Genomic DNA, 17,666 nt, shown 5'->3' on the forward strand with positions numbered 1-17,666 from the left:
GGCTCTTGTCGATCTTCAGGATGTCCATGGGAAAGCGTACGAGGGCGCCGACCGACGAGTCGTCTGACCCGTAGTCGTCGAGGGCGATGATGACGCCGGCATCCTGCATCACCTAGGCCTCACGGCGCAGGTCGTCGGTGACCGAGCGAAGTGATCTTTCGTTGAGTTCGATGCAGAGCGAGACTTTCGGATGCGACTGGGCGACATCGCGGATGAAGGGCCCGAGGTGCTCCTCGCCGATCTGCCCGAGCTCGAGGTTGACGGTCATGCACGCGATACTCGGCTCGAGCGCGTGGAACTTCTCCGCAGCATCCATGGCTTTCACGATGATCTGCCTCGTGAGCTCGTCCATGAGTCCGAGGCTCTTGGCTCGAGCGACGAGCGACGACGGTGAGATGGGCCCCAGTTCAGGGTCGATGTAGCGAACGAGCGCCTCGAACGCCCAGATGCGACCCTGGTCGATGCTGACGATCGGCTGGAACGCCAGCGTCAGCCGGTTCTCGGTGATCGCCCGGGCGACGATGTCGTTGGTTCGGGTCGAGCGGTGCGACGCGATGCTGACGCTGCTGCCCTCGGCCGGGCCGCCCTGGCGCCTCGAACGCTTGACCTGGAGCATGCTGCGGTCGGCATCCACGACGAGAAGCTGCGCGTCGATCTCTCGGTGACCGGAGAAGGCGAGACCGGCGCTGACCACGGGTCGAAACTCCTGACCGTCGAGCGTCAGGGGCATCCCGATGTCGTGGATGATCCCGTCTGCGAGTTCCTTGCTCTGCGCCACGGTCTGCAGTTCGGTCAGGATCGCGACGAACTCATCACCGCCGATGCGGGAGACGAAGTCGCGTCCTCCGACCGAGTTGCGAAGCCGGGCCGCAACAGCCTTCAGCAGCTCGTCCCCCGTGTGGTGACCGCGAGAATCGTTGAGCCTCTTGAAGTTGTCGAGGTCGATGAAGAGCACGGCGATGCCCGTGTGGTACGACCTGTTCTCGTTGGCTTCGACCAGCGCCGCCTGAAAGGCTCCGTAATTGGGAAGGCCCGTCAGCGGGTCGCTGTTGGCCCGCCGCTCGAGACTGTCGACGTCGTGCTGGATGCGCGCGGTCTCGCTCGCCATATGGGCGAGGGCGGTGAGGGCCTGCTCGTCCTCGCTTCCGAGGGGAAGGGCGCCGAGACGTCGCGACGCGACGATGTACTCGTCGACGCCGAACTCCAGCCGCACCGGCGCACCGATCTCGCCGGGGCCGGGCGGATCATCGCGCACCTCGGTCTCCCCTGCTTGCAACACCGTCTGCGCCCGCACCTCGAGGGCCCTGCGAAGACCGGTCCGTGTGGCCCAGGGCAGCTGGACCGCGGCCGTGACGACCCCGCTGAGACGACGGTGCACTGTGCGGAATCGAACCCACTGGCCGATAACGAGGAAGAGGGTGGCGGCGAGCAGGATCACCAGGGGGGTGGACCTGGCATCGGGATCGCGGTCGAGCCACGGGATGATCGCGCCATCGATCGAATTGATGAGCGTCGACACGACGGCGACGAGCAGTACGACCCCGAAGATGCTCAACGGATTCAGCGCCGACAGGCCGAAACGCTTCTCGAGACTCCACCGACCGCGATTGCGAATGAACTCGATCAGCATCGCGACGCCGAAGTAGCAGAGACTCGCGACGGTGTAGCTGACGATCTGCCAGACTCCGGCGCGGGTCAACTCGTTGTGCACCACGACGAAAGCCACGGCGCCCAGCGAGCTGATGCCGGCGACGTACAGGGCGATGGGGACGTTGCGCAGCACAATCATCTTAGAGATCGTCAAGCCGATCGACCAGATCGCCACGGCTAGCAGATATTCGGATGCCGGGCGCGAGATCGCGAGGAGCGATACGGCTACGCCGAGCATGGGAAGACCAGCGATGCGCCCTGTGGGGATGCGCAGGTGTGCGCACATGATGCACCCCAGTACTGTGACCAGGTCGACCGTCCACGAACTGGGCGGAGCGAGGACGGCCCCATAGATCGCGTAGCCCAAAACAAAGACGGCGAAAGCGATGAACGGCGTGGCGAAGATGCGGTCGAAGACCGAAAGTCTGAAACGATCAGCCATGAGCCCCGTCCTTTTTCGACGCCGCGCCTGCCTCTCAGGACGCGAGATGCAGTGCCTTGGCGGTGCTCTTCAGCACCTTTCGGGCCGTCGCCGGCGAATCAGTCAAGCGGGTTCCCAGCGACGGAATCATCGAGCGAATCTGCGGCACCCACCGAGCGTAGTCGTCGGGAAAGCATCGTTCGAGCACGTCGAGCATGATCGGCACGGCCGTGGATGCGCCGGGAGAGGCCCCGAGCAGGCCCGCGATCGACCCGTCGGCAGACGCGATGAGCTCGGTGCCGAACTGAAGCACTCCCCCGCGGTCGGCGTCTTTCTTCATGACCTGAACCCGCTGCCCCGCGGTGATGAGATACCAGTCTTTCGGATCCGCCGTGGGCATGAATTCTTGCAGAGCGGCGAACTTCTTCTTCTTGCCCGCCAGCAGCTCGCCGATCAGATACTTCATGAGGTCGAGGTTGTCGCGTGCGACGGCGAGCATCGGGCCGAGGTTGTGCGCCCGGATCGATCCGGGCAAATCGAGCCACGAGCCCTTCTTCAAGAACTTCGGGCTGAACCCTGCGTAGGGGCCGAAGAGCAACGACGCTTCGCCGTCGACGACCCGGGTGTCGAGGTGGGGAACACTCATGGGGGGAGCGCCCACAGCGGCCTTGCCGTACACCTTCGCACGATGCTCAGCGACGACGGCGGCATTGTCTGTGCGATAGAATTGGCCACTGATCGGGAACCCTCCGAACCCCTTGATTTCAGGAATTCCGGACTTCTGGAGCAGGTGCAGCGCGCCGCCGCCCGCTCCCACGAACACGAATCGGGCGTTCACCGTCGTGGGCCTCGAACCGATGACCTCGGTGACGGCGACATTCCACGTGCCATCTTTCTGACGGCGCAGGTTCGACACCGAATGCTCGGTCGCAAGGCTCGCGCCGCGACTGGTGAGGAAATCGAAGAGATGACGCGACAGCGAGCCGAAGTCGACATCGGTGCCCGCGTCGATTCGGGTCGCCGCAACGACCTCGTCTTTCTTGCGGCGGCGCATCAGCGCGGGAGCCCACTCGTAGATGACAGCGGGATCTTCGGTGTACTCGATGCCCTCGAAGAGCGGTTCGTTCCGAAGCACGTCGTAGCGCTTGCGCAGGTACTCGACGTTCTTCTCGCCCCGCACGAACGTCATGTGCGGCGCCGTGTTGATGAAGGTCGAGGGGTCGGGAATGTCACCGTGCTCGACGAGGTACGACCAGAATTGACGGCTCATCTGGAACTGCTCGTTGATGGCAATTGCCTTCGATGCCTCGACCGTGCCGTCGGGCCGCTCCGGCATGTAGTTGAGCTCGCAGAGTGCTGCGTGGCCCGTGCCCGCGTTGTTCCAGGGGTTGGAGCTCTCACCCGCCACATGACCCAGTCGTTCGAATATCCTGATCGACCAGTCCGGCTGGAGGATCGAGAGAAATGTGCCGAGGGTGGCGCTCATGATGCCGCTACCGATCAGAACGACGTCTACGGGTTTGCCTGCTGCGCTCACATCTTCCATGATACGACTGCCCGAGCGAGCGCCAGGCGGCTCAAGACACCAGCCCGTCTTCTGCCGCTCGACGAATCAGATCTTGTTTCGAATGCGTCGGCCTGCCCGAGGCCGCGTAATGATCACGAATGCGCGAGAGGTGGGTCTTGACAACCTCGAACGAGAGCCCGAGCTGCAGACCGATGTCGACGGGACTCAGGCCGTCGGCGTACAGCCTGAGGATCTCGAGTTGCGCGTCGATGAACGTGTTCGACTCGTGCACCGAGGACCACGCCGAACGCACCGCGTCGACGACAGCGTCTGCGGGCGAGGATTTCGGCACGAACGCCGACGCGCCGGCGGCTAACGACCGTTCGCGCAGCTCATCGGTCTCGAGGGAGCTGACGACCACGACGAGCGCACCAGCGGCGAGGCAACTCGTCACCCGCGTCTCGATGGAGATCGACTCCTGCAACTGCAGATCCATCACCACGACATCGGGAGCGAACGCCGGATGCCCGATCAGCTCGAACCATCCGGTGACGCTGATGACCACATCGAGATCTGCGGCGTTGCTGCGCATGTACATGGTGAGGCCGTCGAGCACGAGCTCGTGATCGTCGACGATTGCAACGCGACAGGATCGCACAATCGACTGCGGTATCACGTTGTCCCCCTGAATATGCCCACGCACGCAGTCCGACTCCCCCCAGAGGCGCGCGATCACTTCACACTACTCGCAAATCGAGTTGACCGCTGAGGCGGCGGCGCACTACAAGCCGAGCCGTTCGAGTTCTTCCGACATCCGTTTCGCCATCTCGGCGTACCCGTCGTCGTTCGGATGCAGGCCGTCGCCGGCCATCCACTCCGGGTGACCTTCTATCCAGTGCGACGCGCCCTCGATGTGGTCGGCCCCGATGACGCGCGCCTCGTCGGCGACCCATCCGCTGATCGTCGCCAGCGACGCAGGGCGGTCATCGGTGTACCAGAACGGCTCGACCACGATGATGCGGGTCTCGGGAAGCGCAGAACGCAGGGTCGTGAAGTCGGAGACGATGGCGGCGTGCACGTCGTCAGACCGCGCGGGCATCGAGAAGTTGTCGTTGAGCCCCATCGTCACGAAGAGAATGTCGGGCTCGGATGCGATGACCGCGTCGACGAGGTCGCCCCCGGCGGGCAGGCTGCCGCGATTGTTCACGAAGCCCAGGCCGTTGACGCTCGGGTTGACCTCGTTCCACCCGCGATCAGCGGAGACGATCGTGGACCACCGCTTGCTCGGGTCGCTCGCCCCCGTGCCCAGGGTGTAGGAGTCGCCGTAGAAGGCGACGACCGGTCCTCCCGGGATGGCGTTGCCCGCGCGCGGTTCGCTCCGAGCGCCCGTCTTGTGATACGCCAGCACGGCTCCACCTCCGACGGCGATTGCGAGCACGACGAGAAGAGCGATCAGGATCGCCGGTCGCCGTGAAGTCATGCAGCTTATTCGGAGCGATTCACCTCGGGGTTTGCTCCGCCTCCGGGCGCGCCCAGGGGATTCGTGGCGTTTCGACGCCGGTCAGCGTCTGCGTCTTCCATTCGGCCCGTAGATGATGATTCCGGCCACGGGAATCAGGGTGAACCACAGCCAGCTGTAACTCCACCCGAAGGCGCTGCTCGTGACGAAGAAGAGGGCGAGCGAGGCGAACGGCACGATGGCCATGACGGTCTCTCCGACCCGGCCCGTCTTGGTCGCCTGCGGCTCTTTCCCGCCTTCGGTCGCGCCCGGGGCGGCGTGCACGGCGGGCGACGAAGCGCGTGGTGTGGCGTGCACGATCTCGGGTGCACCGTAGTCGGGGACTCCGTCGGCCGGTGCGTCGGTGGCCGGTGCGTCGGTGGCCGGAGCGTCGGTGGCCGGTGCCTTGTCAGTCGATGCGTCGCCGACGGTCGAGGGGAACGTCGTTGCCGGAAGATCGTCGAACAACGGGGCGAGGTCGCCTCGTGTCACCGCATTGCGCGCGGCCTTGCTGCGCTCGGCGAACTCGGTCTCGGTGAGCCGACCCTCGGCCACGTGCTGGCGCAGCTCGGTGACCGCGCGATCACGCTCCGCGGTGCTGAGGCGATGTGCAGGGTTGCCCGAGTAGTCCGGAATGCTCATACCGACATTGTGCCGGTACGCCGCCCCACACGCATCCATAAAGCGGATGCGCGCGGCGCTGCCTGACGCTAGACGGCGACGGCGACGGCGACCGAACGCTCGGCCGCGATGTATTCGGCGATCTGCACGGCGTTCAGCGCGGCCCCTTTGCGGAGGTTGTCGTTGCTGATGAACAGTGCCAGGCCACGACCCGCGGGGGCACCCTCGTCGGCTCGGATCCGGCCGACGTAGCTCGGGTCGCTTCCTGCGGCCTGCAGCGGCGTCGGAACATCGGACAGCTCGACACCGGGAGCGTTCGACAGCAGCTCCGTGGCGCGCTCGGGGCTCAGCGACGTGGCGAACTCTGCATTGATCGACAGCGAGTGGCCGGTGAACACGGGAACGCGCACGCAGGTGCCGCTGACGAGGAGCTCGGGCAGTTCGAGGATCTTGCGGCTCTCGTTGCGCAGTTTCTTCTCTTCGTCGGTCTCATTGAGGCCGTCTTCGACGATCGACCCGGCGAGGGGGATGACGTCGAAGGCGATGGGTCGTACGTACGTTTTCGGGTCGGGCATGGTGACCGCGTCTCCGCGGTGCACGAGCTGAAGGAGATCGGGGTCGGCCACGGCGGCGCGAGCCTGGCCGGCCAGCTCTTCCGCGCCCGCGAGTCCGCTTCCCGAGACGGCCTGGTAGGTCGAGACGATGAGTCGCGTGAGTTTCGCTTCTTCGTGCAGCACCTTGAGCACCGGCATTGCGGCCATCGTGGTGCAGTTGGGGTTGGCGATGATGCCCTTGCGTGCGTCGGAGATGGCGTGCGGGTTGACCTCGCTCACCACCAGCGGAACGTCGGGATCCATGCGCCAGGCACTGGAGTTGTCGATGACGAGCACGCCGGCAGCGGCGAACCGCGGCGCCTGGGCGCGCGAGCCCGTTGCGCCCGCTGAGAAGAGGGCTATATCGAGGCCGGCCGGGTCGGCGGTCTCGGTGTTTTCGACGACGATCTGCTCGCCCCGGAACTCGAGGGTCGTGCCGGCCGAACGCGCCGTGGCGAAGAAGCGGATGCTCGCAATCGGAAAATCTCGTTCCTCGAGCAGGCGGCGCATGACTGTGCCGACCTGCCCGGTCGCTCCGACGACTCCAACGTTCAATGCCAGTGCAGCCACTCTGTCTCCGCAAATCTCGACGCAGTGCGCCCGACCCCCAGTAGGAGGCACGAGCGACATTTACCATAGGCGGCACGATTGGCCGCGCTCGCCCATGGTAGCAAGGGATCGGGCCCGTATTAGGCGGACTGCACGCAGGACGGCGGCCACCAAGCGAAGCACGAAACCCTCACGAGCGATGCTTCTTCTGTGCGGCTCACCTCCCGCGAGGCGAGACTCACCGTGGCCTAGCGGCCGGTGCCGCCGTGCACCACGGCGTCGGTGTCGGCGTCGAGGCCGAATGCCGTGTGCACCACGCGCAGCGCGTCGTTGATCGTGTCGGCGCGGGTCACGACCGAGATGCGAATCTCGCTCGTCGAGATCATCTCGATGTTGATGCCCGCCTCGTAGAGTGCTGTGAACAAACGGGCCGACACTCCCGCGTTGGTGCGCATACCCGCGCCGACGAGCGCCAGTTTTCCGATCTGGTCGTCGTACTGCAGGCTCAGGAAGCCGACGTCGGGCTGGTCCGCTCGAAGGGCGGTGAGAACCGTCTGGCCCTCGGTCTTCGGCAGGGTGAACGAGATGTCGGTGAGACCGGTGGACGCGGCCGACACGTTCTGCACGATCATGTCGATGTTTGCACCGGTCTTCGCGACGAGGTTGAAGATCTGCGCCGCCTTTCCGGGAATGTCGGGCACACCGACGACCGTGATCTTGGCTTCACCCAGATCTGTCGCGACTCCGGCGATGAGCGGCTCTTCCACGGCGTTCTCACTCTCTGTGGGGAGACCCTCCGAGGGGTTCTCCGATGGGTTGTAGACGATGGTGCCCTCGTTGTTGTTGAACGAGGAGCGCACGTGCAGGGTGACACCATGGCGGCGGGCGTATTCGACGGCACGGATGTAGAGGACCTTGGCGCCGTTGGCCGCCAACTCGAGCATCTCTTCACTCGTGATGCGGTCGATCTTCTTCGCCTTGGGAACCACGCGGGGGTCGGCTGTGAAGATGCCGTCGACGTCGGTGTAGATCTCGCAGACGTCGGCGTCGAGGGCCGCGGCCAGCGCCACCGCGGTGGTGTCGGATCCACCCCGACCGAGGGTCGTGATGTCTTTGGTGTCGCGGTTGAAGCCCTGGAAGCCGGCGACGATCGCGATGGCGCCCCCGTCGAGCGCTTCGCGGAGGCGAACGGGCGTGACGTCGACGATGCGCGCGGAGCCGTGTCGGGCATCCGTGATCATGCCGGCCTGGCTGCCCGTGAACGAGCGCGCCTCGTGCCCGAGGCTCGTGATGGCCATCGCGAGCAACGCCATCGAGATGCGCTCCCCCGCGCTCAGCAGCATGTCGAGCTCACGCGGCGCCGGCATGGGCGTGACCGCGTGGGCCAGGTCGAGCAGTTCGTCGGTGGTGTCTCCCATGGCCGAGACGGCGACGACGACGTCATTGCCCGCCTTGCGCGTCTCGACGATGCGCTTGGCGACGCGCTTGATGCTCTCGGCGTTGGAAACGGATGATCCGCCGTACTTCTGCACGATCAAGCTCACGTAAACACTCCTGAAATGACGAGGATGGGTCCGGCGTGCAATTCTAGCGGGCGCGCGGGGTCACGCTTTGGCTTTGTCGTAGCTGTCGACGATCGCGACGCTCACCGGAAACTGCACCGGAGCCGCGCCGAACAGGAGCCTGCCCGCGTCTTCGGCCGCGGCGCGCACCTCGGCCGCGACGACGTCTGCCTGCCCGGCAGGAGTGTGCACCACGATCTCGTCATGCAAGAAGAAGACCAGATGGGGTCGTGCACGAAGGGGCACCTCGGGGCTCAGCAGAGTGAGGCGGCGGCGCAGACCTGCCATCCACGAGAGCGCCCACTCGGCGGCCGTTCCCTGCACCACGAAATTGCGCGTGAAGCGACCCCAGCTTCTGCGAGCGGTCTTGGCGCGGGTCTGCACGGCTTCGCCCGCCCCCTCCTGCTGCGCGTCGAACTGCGCCTCGCGCCACTCAGGCGACGGATTCGGGGATGTGCGGCCCAGGTGCGTCGATACCACGGCGCCGCTTTCGCCGAGGCGCGCCGCCTCTTCGACGAAGCGGATGGCGTCGGGATAGGACCGCGCGAGCCTGGGCAGCATGCGGCCGCTCTTGCCCGTCGTGGCGCCGTACATCGCTCCCAACATGCCGACCTTGGCGGCCGCTCGGGTGTCGACGGCCCCGGATGCCACAATGCCGTCGTAGAGATCGCGGTCGCGCCCCGCGAGAGCCATCGCACGGTCGCCCGACATGGCCGTGAGGATGCGGGGCTCGAGCTGCGCGGCATCGGCGACCACGAACATCCACCCCGGGTCTGCGACGACGGCGCCGCGCACCTGGTGCGGCAGCTGCAGCGCTCCCCCGCCGTCGGCGGCCCAACGGCCGGTCACGACGCCGCCGGGCACGTAGACGGGGCGGAACCGGCCGTCCTCGACCCACGTGTCGATCCAGTTCCAGCCGTTGGCCGAGAGCAGCCGCGACAACTTCTTGTACGCCAGCAACGGCTCGATGACCGGATGCTCATGGCGAGCGAGCTCCCACCGGCTCGTGCTCGAGACATCGACCCCCGCACGTCGCAGCGACTTGACCAGTTCGACGGGCGAATCGGGGTTCGCGGTCGGGTCGTCGATCGCCGCGCGGATCTCGAGGAGCAGCTCGTGCATGCGTGCGGGACGATGCCCGGGCTGCGGCCGCTCGCCGAGCAGCTCGACCAGCAGCTCGTTGTGCCGGGATGCGTTCCACGGCAGGCCGGCGAACTGCATCTCGATGGCGATGAGACTGCCGGCGGACTCCGCCGCGAGGAGCAGCGCGAGACGGTTGGGGTCGGGGGCGCCCGCGACGGCAGCGCGCTGCAGCTGGAACTCCTCGACGGGATCGGGCTGCGTCGCGTCGTGAAGTGCGCGCTGCACGCCCAGCTCGAAGAGCGTGTCGGTCTCACCCGGCGCGGCCCATGCGCCCGGCGCGTCCCACGATGAGGTCGATGCGAGAGCGAGCTCAGATGCAGCCGTCGCCGCGGCATTGCGCAGGATGGCGTGGCACAGACGCAGGTCGATGCAGCGCTCGACCACGACATCGTTGTCGAGGAGCGCGGGATACCAGCGCCGCGTGTCGTCCCACACCCAGCGCGGCGACTGCTTCTCGCGTCGGGCGATCTCGTGCGGCAGGCGCGCGCGCGGGATCGCCTCGGGCCGGCCGAGGAGCCCGCCCGTTTCATCGAGCTCGGTGAGCGTCACGACCTCGTCGCCGGCATCGCCGGTCGCAGCGCCGACGGCGATATGCACGATCAGCTCTCGACGAGCCGACGCCCCTCGAAGGCACGGCCGAGGGTGACCTCGTCGGCGTACTCGAGGTCTCCTCCGACGGGAAGCCCGGATGCCAGACGTGTGACCCGGATCTGCAGGGTGTTCAGCAGACGTGAGAGGTAGGTGGCCGTGGCTTCGCCTTCGAGGTTGGGGTCGGTGGCGATGATGACCTCGGTGATGGTGACGTCGGCGAGTCGCTGCATGAGTTCACGGATGCGCAGGTTGTCGGGGCCGATGCCGTCGATGGGACTGATGGCGCCGCCGAGCACATGGTAGAGGCCCCGAAACTCGCGCGTGCGTTCGATGGCGACCACGTCTTTGGCTTCTTCGACCACGCAGATGACCGTCTGCTGTCGGCGTGGGTCGCGGCAGATGGAACAGGTCTCCTGCTCGGACACGTTTCCGCAGATCGAGCAGAAGTGCACTTTGTCGCGCACCTCGATGAGAACCTCGGCGAGACGAGTGACGTCGAACGATTCTGTCTGCAGGATGTGGAACGCGATGCGCTGTGCCGACTTCGGGCCGATGCCCGGAAGCCGGCCCAGTTCGTCGATGAGTTCTTGGACGATGCCCTCGTACACTTAGCCGTCGCTTCTCTGCGTGGTTCGGGAAGCCACGGGCTGCTCCTCGATGAAATTGGCGCCGAGGATTTCGCGAACGACCGCTTCACCGTAGCGCTGACGACCAGAATCGGTCGTGGCGACGGCCGGGGGGCGGGCAGGCGGAGTCTCGGGGCGCGCGCGCGCCCGCGCGTCGGGCTCCGGTTCGCGGTCTTCTTCGGGCACGGGCTCGGCCGACAGCTCAAGGCCCGGATCGGACTTCGGGATGGTGACGACCGCCCAGGAGTTCGTGACTTCGGCGGGCTTCTGCGGAGAACCAGCGGCGGCGGCTCGAGGCCCCGGCGCAAGTGCTGCCGGCGGCATGGACGCGGGCGCCGTGGTCACGGACCCGGATGACGGTGCGGGCGCGGGCGGCTGGGTCTCGTTCGCCGTGGAACCGGTCGCGGCTCCCGACTGTTCGACACGGGCGATGTATTTGACGCGTACGCCCAACAGGTCGAGGATGGCCTGGCGCAGAATCTCGCTGACCCCGTGGCCCGGCGCCTGCTGCTGCTTGAATTGATTGACATCGTTCTCGCTGGGGAAGGCGAGCGTGAGAACATCGTTCTCGAAGGCGCGCACGGTCGCGGTGAACACGACCAACCACGCACTGCGCTTGGCTTTCTGGACGGCCTCGAGGATCTCGGGCCACGTGTCGCGCACCTGCTGCAGGCTGACCGGACCGGCGGCCGCTACCGGTCGCGCCGGAGCGGCGGGCCCGACGGTCTGCGGGGTTTCGGCGACAGGCTCAGGCGCGGAGACCGGCGCGAACGCCGCGACAGGCTCAGGCGTGGAGACCGGCGCAAACGCCGAGGCAGGCTCGGGCTCGCTCCGCAGGTCGGGAGTCGACATCGGAACCGCGGCAGCAGGACGCGGCGCATCCGTCGTCTCGACACCGACACGTCGCTCGAGCCTCTCGATGCGGGCGAGCGAACCACGTTCGGTGTCGTCACTCGCCGGAACCAGGACCCGGGCCACCATCAGCTCGAGGTGCAGACGAGGGCTGGTGGCCCCCGTCATCTCGGTGAGCGCCGCGTTGACGATGTCGGCCGTGCGCGAGAGCTCGGCATGACCGAACTGCTGCGCCTGGTGATGCATGGCCTGCAGCTCGTCGGTGGGCACGCCGCGCAGAACAGCGCCTGCCGCCTCGATGCTGGCGGTGGCGCTGACGATGATGATGTCGCGAAGGCGTTCTAGCAGGTCTTCGACGAATCGGCGCGGGTCTTGCCCGGTCTGGATGACCCGGTCGACGGCCCCGAATGCGGCTGCGGCATCGCGAACGCCTATGGCGTCGATGACCTCGCTGAGAAGTGCGGAATGGGTGTAGCCGAGCAGCGCCACGGCACGCTCGTATTCGACCCTGTTGTTCTCGGAGCCGGCCATGAGCTGGTCGAGAAGGGACAGAGTGTCTCGAGGCGAGCCGCCGCCGGCACGCACGACGAGCGGAAGTACGCCGGGCGCGACCTGCATGCCCTCGCTGTCGCAGAGCTGCTGCACGTATTCGAGCAACTGCGCGGGGGGAACAAGCCGGAAGGGATAGTGGTGGGTGCGCGAGCGGATCGTGCCGATGACCTTGTCGGGCTCGGTCGTCGCGAAGATGAACTTCACGTGCTCCGGCGGCTCTTCGACGATCTTGAGCAGCGCGTTGAAGCCCTGAGGGGTCACCATGTGCGCCTCATCGAGGATGAAGATCTTGAAGCGGTCGCGGGCCGGCGCGAAGACCGCTCGCTCGCGAATGTCGCGCGCATCGTCGACGCCGTTATGGCTCGCCGCGTCGATCTCGACCACATCGAGCGATCCCCCGCCGTCGCGACCCAGTTCGACGCAGCTGGGGCAGACGCCGCACGGGGTGTCTGTCGGGCCCTGGGCGCAGTTGAGGCACCGCGCCAGGATGCGCGCCGACGTGGTCTTTCCGCAGCCGCGCGGACCGGAGAAGAGGTAGGCGTGGTTGACCCGGTTCGTGCGGAGCGCGGTCATCAGCGGATCGGTCACCTGCGACTGGCCGATCATCTCGGAGAACGCCTCAGGTCGGTAGCGGCGATAGAGGGCGGTGACCATGCAGCAATCGTAACGGTCACCACCGACGGCGTGCCCGTCGCATCCGGATGCCTGTGGGCACAGCCCGCAACGCGGCAGGATGAACAGATGAAGATTCGATCTTTCTCGCCCGCCGACACCGACGCCGTCATTGAATTGTGGGCAGAAGCGGGACTCGTTCGCCCGTGGAACGACCCGCGCAAGGACATCGAGCGCAAGCTCACCGTGCAGCCCGAGCTGTTTCTTGTCGGCGAGACCGACGCTCGAATCGTGGCCACCGCGATGGTCGGTTACGACGGCCATCGCGTCTGGGTCAACTACCTCGCCGTTGCTCTGGATGCCCGCGGGCTCGATCACGGGCGACAGCTGATGAACGAGGCCGAACGGCTTCTTCTCGAGCTCGGCTGCCCGAAGATCAACATGCAGATCAGAAGCGACAACGTCGAGGTTCGGGCGTTCTACGAGCGCCTCGGTTACACGCAGGATGCGGCGGTCAGCTACGGCAAACGTCTGATCGCCGACTGAGCGTGCGAACGTGCCGCCGACTGAGGGGGTCTTCGTCGTATATCCGTCAAGGTCGGCGGGCGACTGAGCTGCGTGAGCCTGCTTCGGCTTCGCGGGGTCTGGTGTGTCGACGACCATCTGACCCATCTCAGCCACACCCGCCGGCCCTCGAGACTCCGTGCACCGAATGGCACTGTTCTGGACAGGCCGGAACGATGGGGCATCCGACTTCACCCCTCGAAGGGAACGCACGATGCGGCTCGGGTCGTCGATGGCATCGACGATGCGCTTGCGAGTCTCTTTTCATGTCAGGCTCGCGACGACGTGATCGCCTCGGTGGACTCGGCCCTGAACCTCGGACTTACGACGATGGACCGCCTGACGGCTTTGCCGTTGTCGGCCGAGTACCGCGCATTTCTAGATCTTGTGGACCCGGCCGCCCAGTCCGGCCTCGAGACCAAGGCGCGCCTGGGCTTTCGACGGCGAGGGATCCGATGCCGCTCACAAATCTTCATTGCGGGGGTCGGCTCTGTCGACCTGCTGATCGGCGACAGGCTTGTCATCGAGTGCGACGGCATCACGTGGCACAGCTCGGCGAAGGCCCATGACGAGGACTGCCGCCGTGATCTCGAGCTGCACCGCCTCGGATACATCGTGATCCGAGTCACCTACCGTCAGGTGATGTTCGACTGGGCGCGCATCGACGAGGTCGTACGCGGGTATGTCTCACGCAGAGAACATCGCTGGTCGGCACGCCATCGCCGAGCGGACCTCGCAACGTGTGCCGTCTGAACACTCACCTCGTCGTATGGCGACTCGATAGCTGACCATCGCGTACAAGTCAGATGACGGCGAGCGTCTGACGGGCGATCTCCAACTCCTCATTCGTGGGGATGACGAGCACGGCCACGCGCGAGTCGTCGGTCGAGATGCGCCGGGGTCCGCGCTCAGACGACTCGTTGCGCGCCCCGTCGATCTCGATGCCCAGAATGCCGAGGCCCGCGAGCGCGCCGGCCCGGATGAGCGGGGTGTTCTCGCCTACTCCGGCCGTAAAGACGATGGCATCGAGCCGACCGAGATGGGCCGCGTATGCGCCCACATACTGCTTCAGGCGGTGCAGGTAGACGTCGAGGGCCGCCCGCGCGTCGGCATCGCCCGCCGTCGCCGCGGCGATCAGGTCGCGCATGTCGCCGTGGCCCGAGAGGCCCAGGATGCCGCTGCCGCGATTGAGCAGCGTGTCGAGCTCGGCAAACGTCTGGCCCGTCTTTCGGTGCAGGTGAAACAGCACGGCCGGGTCGAGGTCGCCCGAGCGGGTGCCCATGACCAGCCCCTCCAGCGGCGTCATGCCCATCGACGTCTCGACAGATCTGCCATCGGAGACCGCGCAGGCCGACGCCCCGTTGCCGAGGTGCAGCACGATCGTCTTCGTGTCGTCGAGCGGCCGGCCGAGAAATTCTGCCGCCGCCTCGGACACGAACTTGTGCGAGGTGCCGTGGAACCCGTAGCGCCGGATGCGGTGCTGCTCGGCGAGCGTCTTGTCGATCGCGTAGGTGTAGGCGGCGGGCGACAGCGTGGAGTGGAACGCCGTGTCGAAGACAGCCACGTGGGGCACATCCGGAAACGCCTTCTGCGCCGCATCGATGCCCTGCAGATTCGCCGGATTGTGCAACGGCGCGAGGTCGGCCAGGCCGTCGATGTCGATCTTCACGAGGTCGGTCACGATCGTCGCCTCGAAGAAGCGCTGTCCGCCGTGCACCACGCGGTGCCCGATGGCGACGGGCGGATGCTCGTCGAGCGACGGCCCGTTCGCCCGGAACGCGTCGAGCATCACCTGGAATCCCTGCGAGTGATCGGCGATCGGAAGGTCGAGTTTGCTCGAGCCGCCCGGGGTGGTGTGCGTGGAATGCGCGGTCTCGTCTCCGATGCGTTCGACGAGCCCGGATGCCAGCACCTCCTCGGTCGTCATCTCGATGAGCTGGTACTTGAATGACGACGAACCCGAGTTCACGACGAGGATCGCGCTCATGCCGGAACTCCTTCTGCTGCGACGGCGTCGACGGGTTGGGCCGCCGCCTGGATAGCCGTGATGGCGATGGTGTTGACGATGTCGGCCACGAGAGCGCCGCGCGAGAGGTCGTTGATCGGCTTGTTGAGCCCTTGCAGCACGGGCCCGATGGCCACCGCTCCGGCGCTGCGCTGCACCGCCTTGTAGGTGTTGTTGCCCGTGTTGAGGTCGGGAAAGATGAAGACGGTGGCGCGACCGGCCACCTGGCTGTCGGGCATCTTCGTGGCCGCCACCGCGGCATCCGCTGCGGCGTCGTACTGAATCGGGCCCTCGACCAACAGGTCGGGCCGGCGTTCACGCACGAAACCGGTGGCCGCCCGTACCTTCTCGACTTCGGCACCCGATCCCGATGTTCCGGTGGAGTACGACAGCATCGCGATGCGCGGGTCGACCCCGAACTGGGTGGCCGTGGCACTCGACGAGATGGCGATGTCGGCCAGCTGCTCGGCCGTGGGGTCGGGAATGACCGCGCAGTCTCCGTAGACCAGCACCCGGTCGGCCAGCGCCATGAGAAAGACGCTCGAGACGACGGATACGCCGGGCTGGGTCTTGATGACCTCGAACGCCGGGCGGATGGTGTGCGCCGTGGTGTGCGCCGCACCCGAGACCATGCCGTCGGCGAGACCGAGCTTCACCATCATGGTTCCGAAGTACGAGACGTCGGTGATGGTGTCGCGGGCCTGCTCGACCGTGACGCCCTTGTGGGCACGGAGTCTCGCGTACTCTTCGGCGAACGGTTGGCGGTACTTCTCGTCGAACACGCTCACGATGTGGGCGCCCTCGAGGTCGAGGCCGAGGGAGGCGGCACGTGCGCGCACCCCCCCTTCGTCTCCCACGATCGTGAGCTCGGCGATGCCCCGGGCGAGCACGGTGCTCGCCGCCTTCAGCACGCGGTCGTCGTCGCCCTCGGGCAGCACGATGTGGCGGCGAACGTGTCGCGCCTGGTCGATGAGGCCGTACTCGAACATGAGCGGGGTGACCACGGTGGAGGAGCTCACGTCGAGCAGCTGCAGCAGCCTGGCGCCGTCGACGTGCTGCTCGAAGAGCGCGAGTGCGCTGTCGTATTTGCGCTGCGAGTCGGCCGCCAGGCGTCCGCGGGTCGACGTGATGCGCAGGGCCGTGTCGTACGTTCCGAGGTTCGTGGCGACGATCGGCAGTCTCGAGTCGAGGCCGGCGATCAGCCGGGTGATCGGCTCGGGCAGCTCGAACCCGCCGTTCAGGATGATGCCGGAGAGCGACGGGAAGGTTCCGGAGGCATGGGCCATCAGAACCGCGAGAAGCACCTCGGAGCGGTCGGCGGGAATGACCACCACCGCGCTTTCGGTGAGCCGGGGAAGCACATTCACCATCGACATGCCGGCGACGACCACGCCGAGGGCCTCGCGGTTCAACAGGTCGGGGTCGCCCGAGAGCAGCGAGCCGGCGGTGGCCTCCACGAGGTGCTGCATGGTCGGGGCGACCAGCACGCGGTCTTCGGGAATGGCCCAGATGGGAACGGATGCGGGGCCGTCGATCGCGGAACCGATCGCATCCCGGATCTCGTCGAGTCGCTCGGGATCGGCGCGGTTCGACACGATGCCGAGCAGGGTGGCGTGGGCGAGTTTGAGCTCGACCAGGGCCAGCTCGGTGAGCTGACGCATGTCATCCGGCGTTCGCGATTCGGAGTAGCCGAGTGTCTCGGAGGACCCCTGGCCCTTGCGGCCGCCGAGCACGAGCAGCACGGGCGCGCCGAGGTTCGCCGCGACGCGGGCGTTGAACGACAGCTCACTGGGGCTGCCGACATCGGTGTAGTCGGAGCCGAGGATGACGACGGCGTCGCACTCGCGCTCGACCGCCTTGTAGCGTTCGACGATCACCGACAGGGCGGCATCCGCATCGGTGTGCACGTCGTCGTAGGTGACCCCGATGGTCTGCTCGTAACTCAGCTCGACGCCGTCGTGCGCCAGCAGCATCTCGAGCACGTAGTCGCGTTCGGCCACCGAGCGGGCGATGGGCCGAAAGACGCCGACCCGCTGCAGCGAGTGACAGAGGGTGTCGAGAACGCCGAGTGCGATTGTGGATTTTCCCGAGTGACCCTCGGCGGACGCGACGTAGATGCTTTGTGACATCACTACTTTCTTATACGCGGGATAGGCGTGCCCAACCAGCTTAAAGCCCGTGCCATGTTTAAAGATCAAAGACCCCCCGCGCACCCGCCAGAGCCTGGTTACCCTTGCTCCGTTTCCGTCCTGGGGGAGTTGGCCTGGGTGGCGCCACGCGGGGAGCCGTCAACCACTTTACGCGAGGTTGTGTGCTGCTC

General features: G+C 66.4%; 14 protein-coding genes and 1 other RNA gene. 2 read left to right on the plus strand and 13 right to left on the minus strand.

Translation table 11 applies throughout. From position 1 onward, the window contains the following. Nucleotides 1-112: 112 nt before the first annotated feature. From ACE5CZ_RS13185 to ACE5CZ_RS13230, 10 genes are all read right to left on the minus strand, one after another. Nucleotides 113-2,092 (minus strand): diguanylate cyclase domain-containing protein, encoded by a 1,980-nt coding sequence (locus tag ACE5CZ_RS13185; protein ID WP_374947790.1) that lies wholly within the window; start codon nucleotides 2,090-2,092, stop codon nucleotides 113-115. Between the two features lie 34 nt (nucleotides 2,093-2,126). Next, nucleotides 2,127-3,617 carry a malate:quinone oxidoreductase gene (locus ACE5CZ_RS13190; RefSeq protein ID WP_374947791.1) on the minus strand — a complete coding sequence of 497 codons (1,491 nt, stop codon included), beginning with the start codon at nucleotides 3,615-3,617 and terminating at the stop codon, nucleotides 2,127-2,129. Nucleotides 3,618-3,648: 31 nt separating this feature from the next. After that, entirely contained in the window at nucleotides 3,649-4,314 is a 666-nt protein-coding gene (locus tag ACE5CZ_RS13195; protein ID WP_374947792.1) for a response regulator, read from the minus strand. 45 nt (nucleotides 4,315-4,359) lie between these two features. Beyond that, a complete protein-coding gene (locus ACE5CZ_RS13200; RefSeq protein WP_374947793.1) occupies nucleotides 4,360-5,058 on the minus strand; it encodes an SGNH/GDSL hydrolase family protein in 699 nt (232 codons plus the stop codon). A gap of 81 nt (nucleotides 5,059-5,139) precedes the next feature. After that, nucleotides 5,140-5,718, minus strand: coding sequence for a DUF1707 domain-containing protein (locus ACE5CZ_RS13205; protein ID WP_374947794.1), 579 nt, complete (start codon nucleotides 5,716-5,718; stop codon nucleotides 5,140-5,142). Between the two features lie 68 nt (nucleotides 5,719-5,786). Beyond that, entirely contained in the window at nucleotides 5,787-6,920 is a 1,134-nt protein-coding gene (locus tag ACE5CZ_RS13210; protein ID WP_374947795.1) for an aspartate-semialdehyde dehydrogenase, read from the minus strand. Between the two features lie 167 nt (nucleotides 6,921-7,087). Beyond that, the gene (locus ACE5CZ_RS13215; RefSeq protein ID WP_374947796.1) at nucleotides 7,088-8,383 is read right to left on the minus strand and encodes an aspartate kinase; all 1,296 of its coding nucleotides are present in this window, start codon (nucleotides 8,381-8,383) and stop codon (nucleotides 7,088-7,090) included. Between the two features lie 60 nt (nucleotides 8,384-8,443). Next, nucleotides 8,444-10,141 carry a bifunctional 3'-5' exonuclease/DNA polymerase gene (locus ACE5CZ_RS13220; protein WP_374947797.1) on the minus strand — a complete coding sequence of 566 codons (1,698 nt, stop codon included), beginning with the start codon at nucleotides 10,139-10,141 and terminating at the stop codon, nucleotides 8,444-8,446. Nucleotides 10,142-10,143: 2 nt separating this feature from the next. Further along, on the minus strand, nucleotides 10,144-10,743 hold the full coding sequence (gene recR, locus ACE5CZ_RS13225; RefSeq protein WP_374947798.1) for a recombination mediator RecR: 600 nt from the start codon (nucleotides 10,741-10,743) through the stop codon (nucleotides 10,144-10,146). After that, a complete protein-coding gene (locus ACE5CZ_RS13230; protein ID WP_374947799.1) occupies nucleotides 10,744-12,819 on the minus strand; it encodes a DNA polymerase III subunit gamma and tau in 2,076 nt (691 codons plus the stop codon). Nucleotides 12,820-12,906: 87 nt separating this feature from the next. On the opposite strand from ACE5CZ_RS13230, the gene ACE5CZ_RS13235 reads away from it, so the two are divergent. Beyond that, the gene (locus ACE5CZ_RS13235) at nucleotides 12,907-13,323 is read left to right on the plus strand and encodes a GNAT family acetyltransferase (RefSeq protein WP_374947800.1); all 417 of its coding nucleotides are present in this window, start codon (nucleotides 12,907-12,909) and stop codon (nucleotides 13,321-13,323) included. A 303-nt stretch (nucleotides 13,324-13,626) separates the two neighbouring features. Next, nucleotides 13,627-14,094 (plus strand): endonuclease domain-containing protein, encoded by a 468-nt coding sequence (locus ACE5CZ_RS13240; protein WP_374947801.1) that lies wholly within the window; start codon nucleotides 13,627-13,629, stop codon nucleotides 14,092-14,094. Between the two features lie 49 nt (nucleotides 14,095-14,143). On the opposite strand, the gene ACE5CZ_RS13245 is transcribed toward ACE5CZ_RS13240, so the two are convergent. The 3 genes from ACE5CZ_RS13245 to ffs all read right to left on the minus strand — a co-directional run bounded on the left by ACE5CZ_RS13245 (nucleotide 14,144) and on the right by ffs (nucleotide 17,636). Beyond that, nucleotides 14,144-15,328: an acetate/propionate family kinase gene (locus ACE5CZ_RS13245; RefSeq protein WP_374947802.1), complete on the minus strand. Its 1,185-nt coding sequence runs from the start codon at nucleotides 15,326-15,328 to the stop codon at nucleotides 14,144-14,146. After that, the gene (pta, locus tag ACE5CZ_RS13250) at nucleotides 15,325-17,475 is read right to left on the minus strand and encodes a phosphate acetyltransferase (protein WP_374947803.1); all 2,151 of its coding nucleotides are present in this window, start codon (nucleotides 17,473-17,475) and stop codon (nucleotides 15,325-15,327) included. Before pta ends, ACE5CZ_RS13245 begins: the two co-directional genes overlap by 4 nt. 64 nt (nucleotides 17,476-17,539) lie before the next feature. Beyond that, nucleotides 17,540-17,636: signal recognition particle sRNA small type (gene ffs / locus ACE5CZ_RS13255), an RNA gene on the minus strand. Nucleotides 17,637-17,666: the final 30 nt, after the last annotated feature.

The sequence above is a fragment of the Agreia sp. genome, from assembly GCF_964263775.1.
Classification (GTDB): Bacteria; Actinomycetota; Actinomycetes; order Actinomycetales; family Microbacteriaceae; genus Agreia.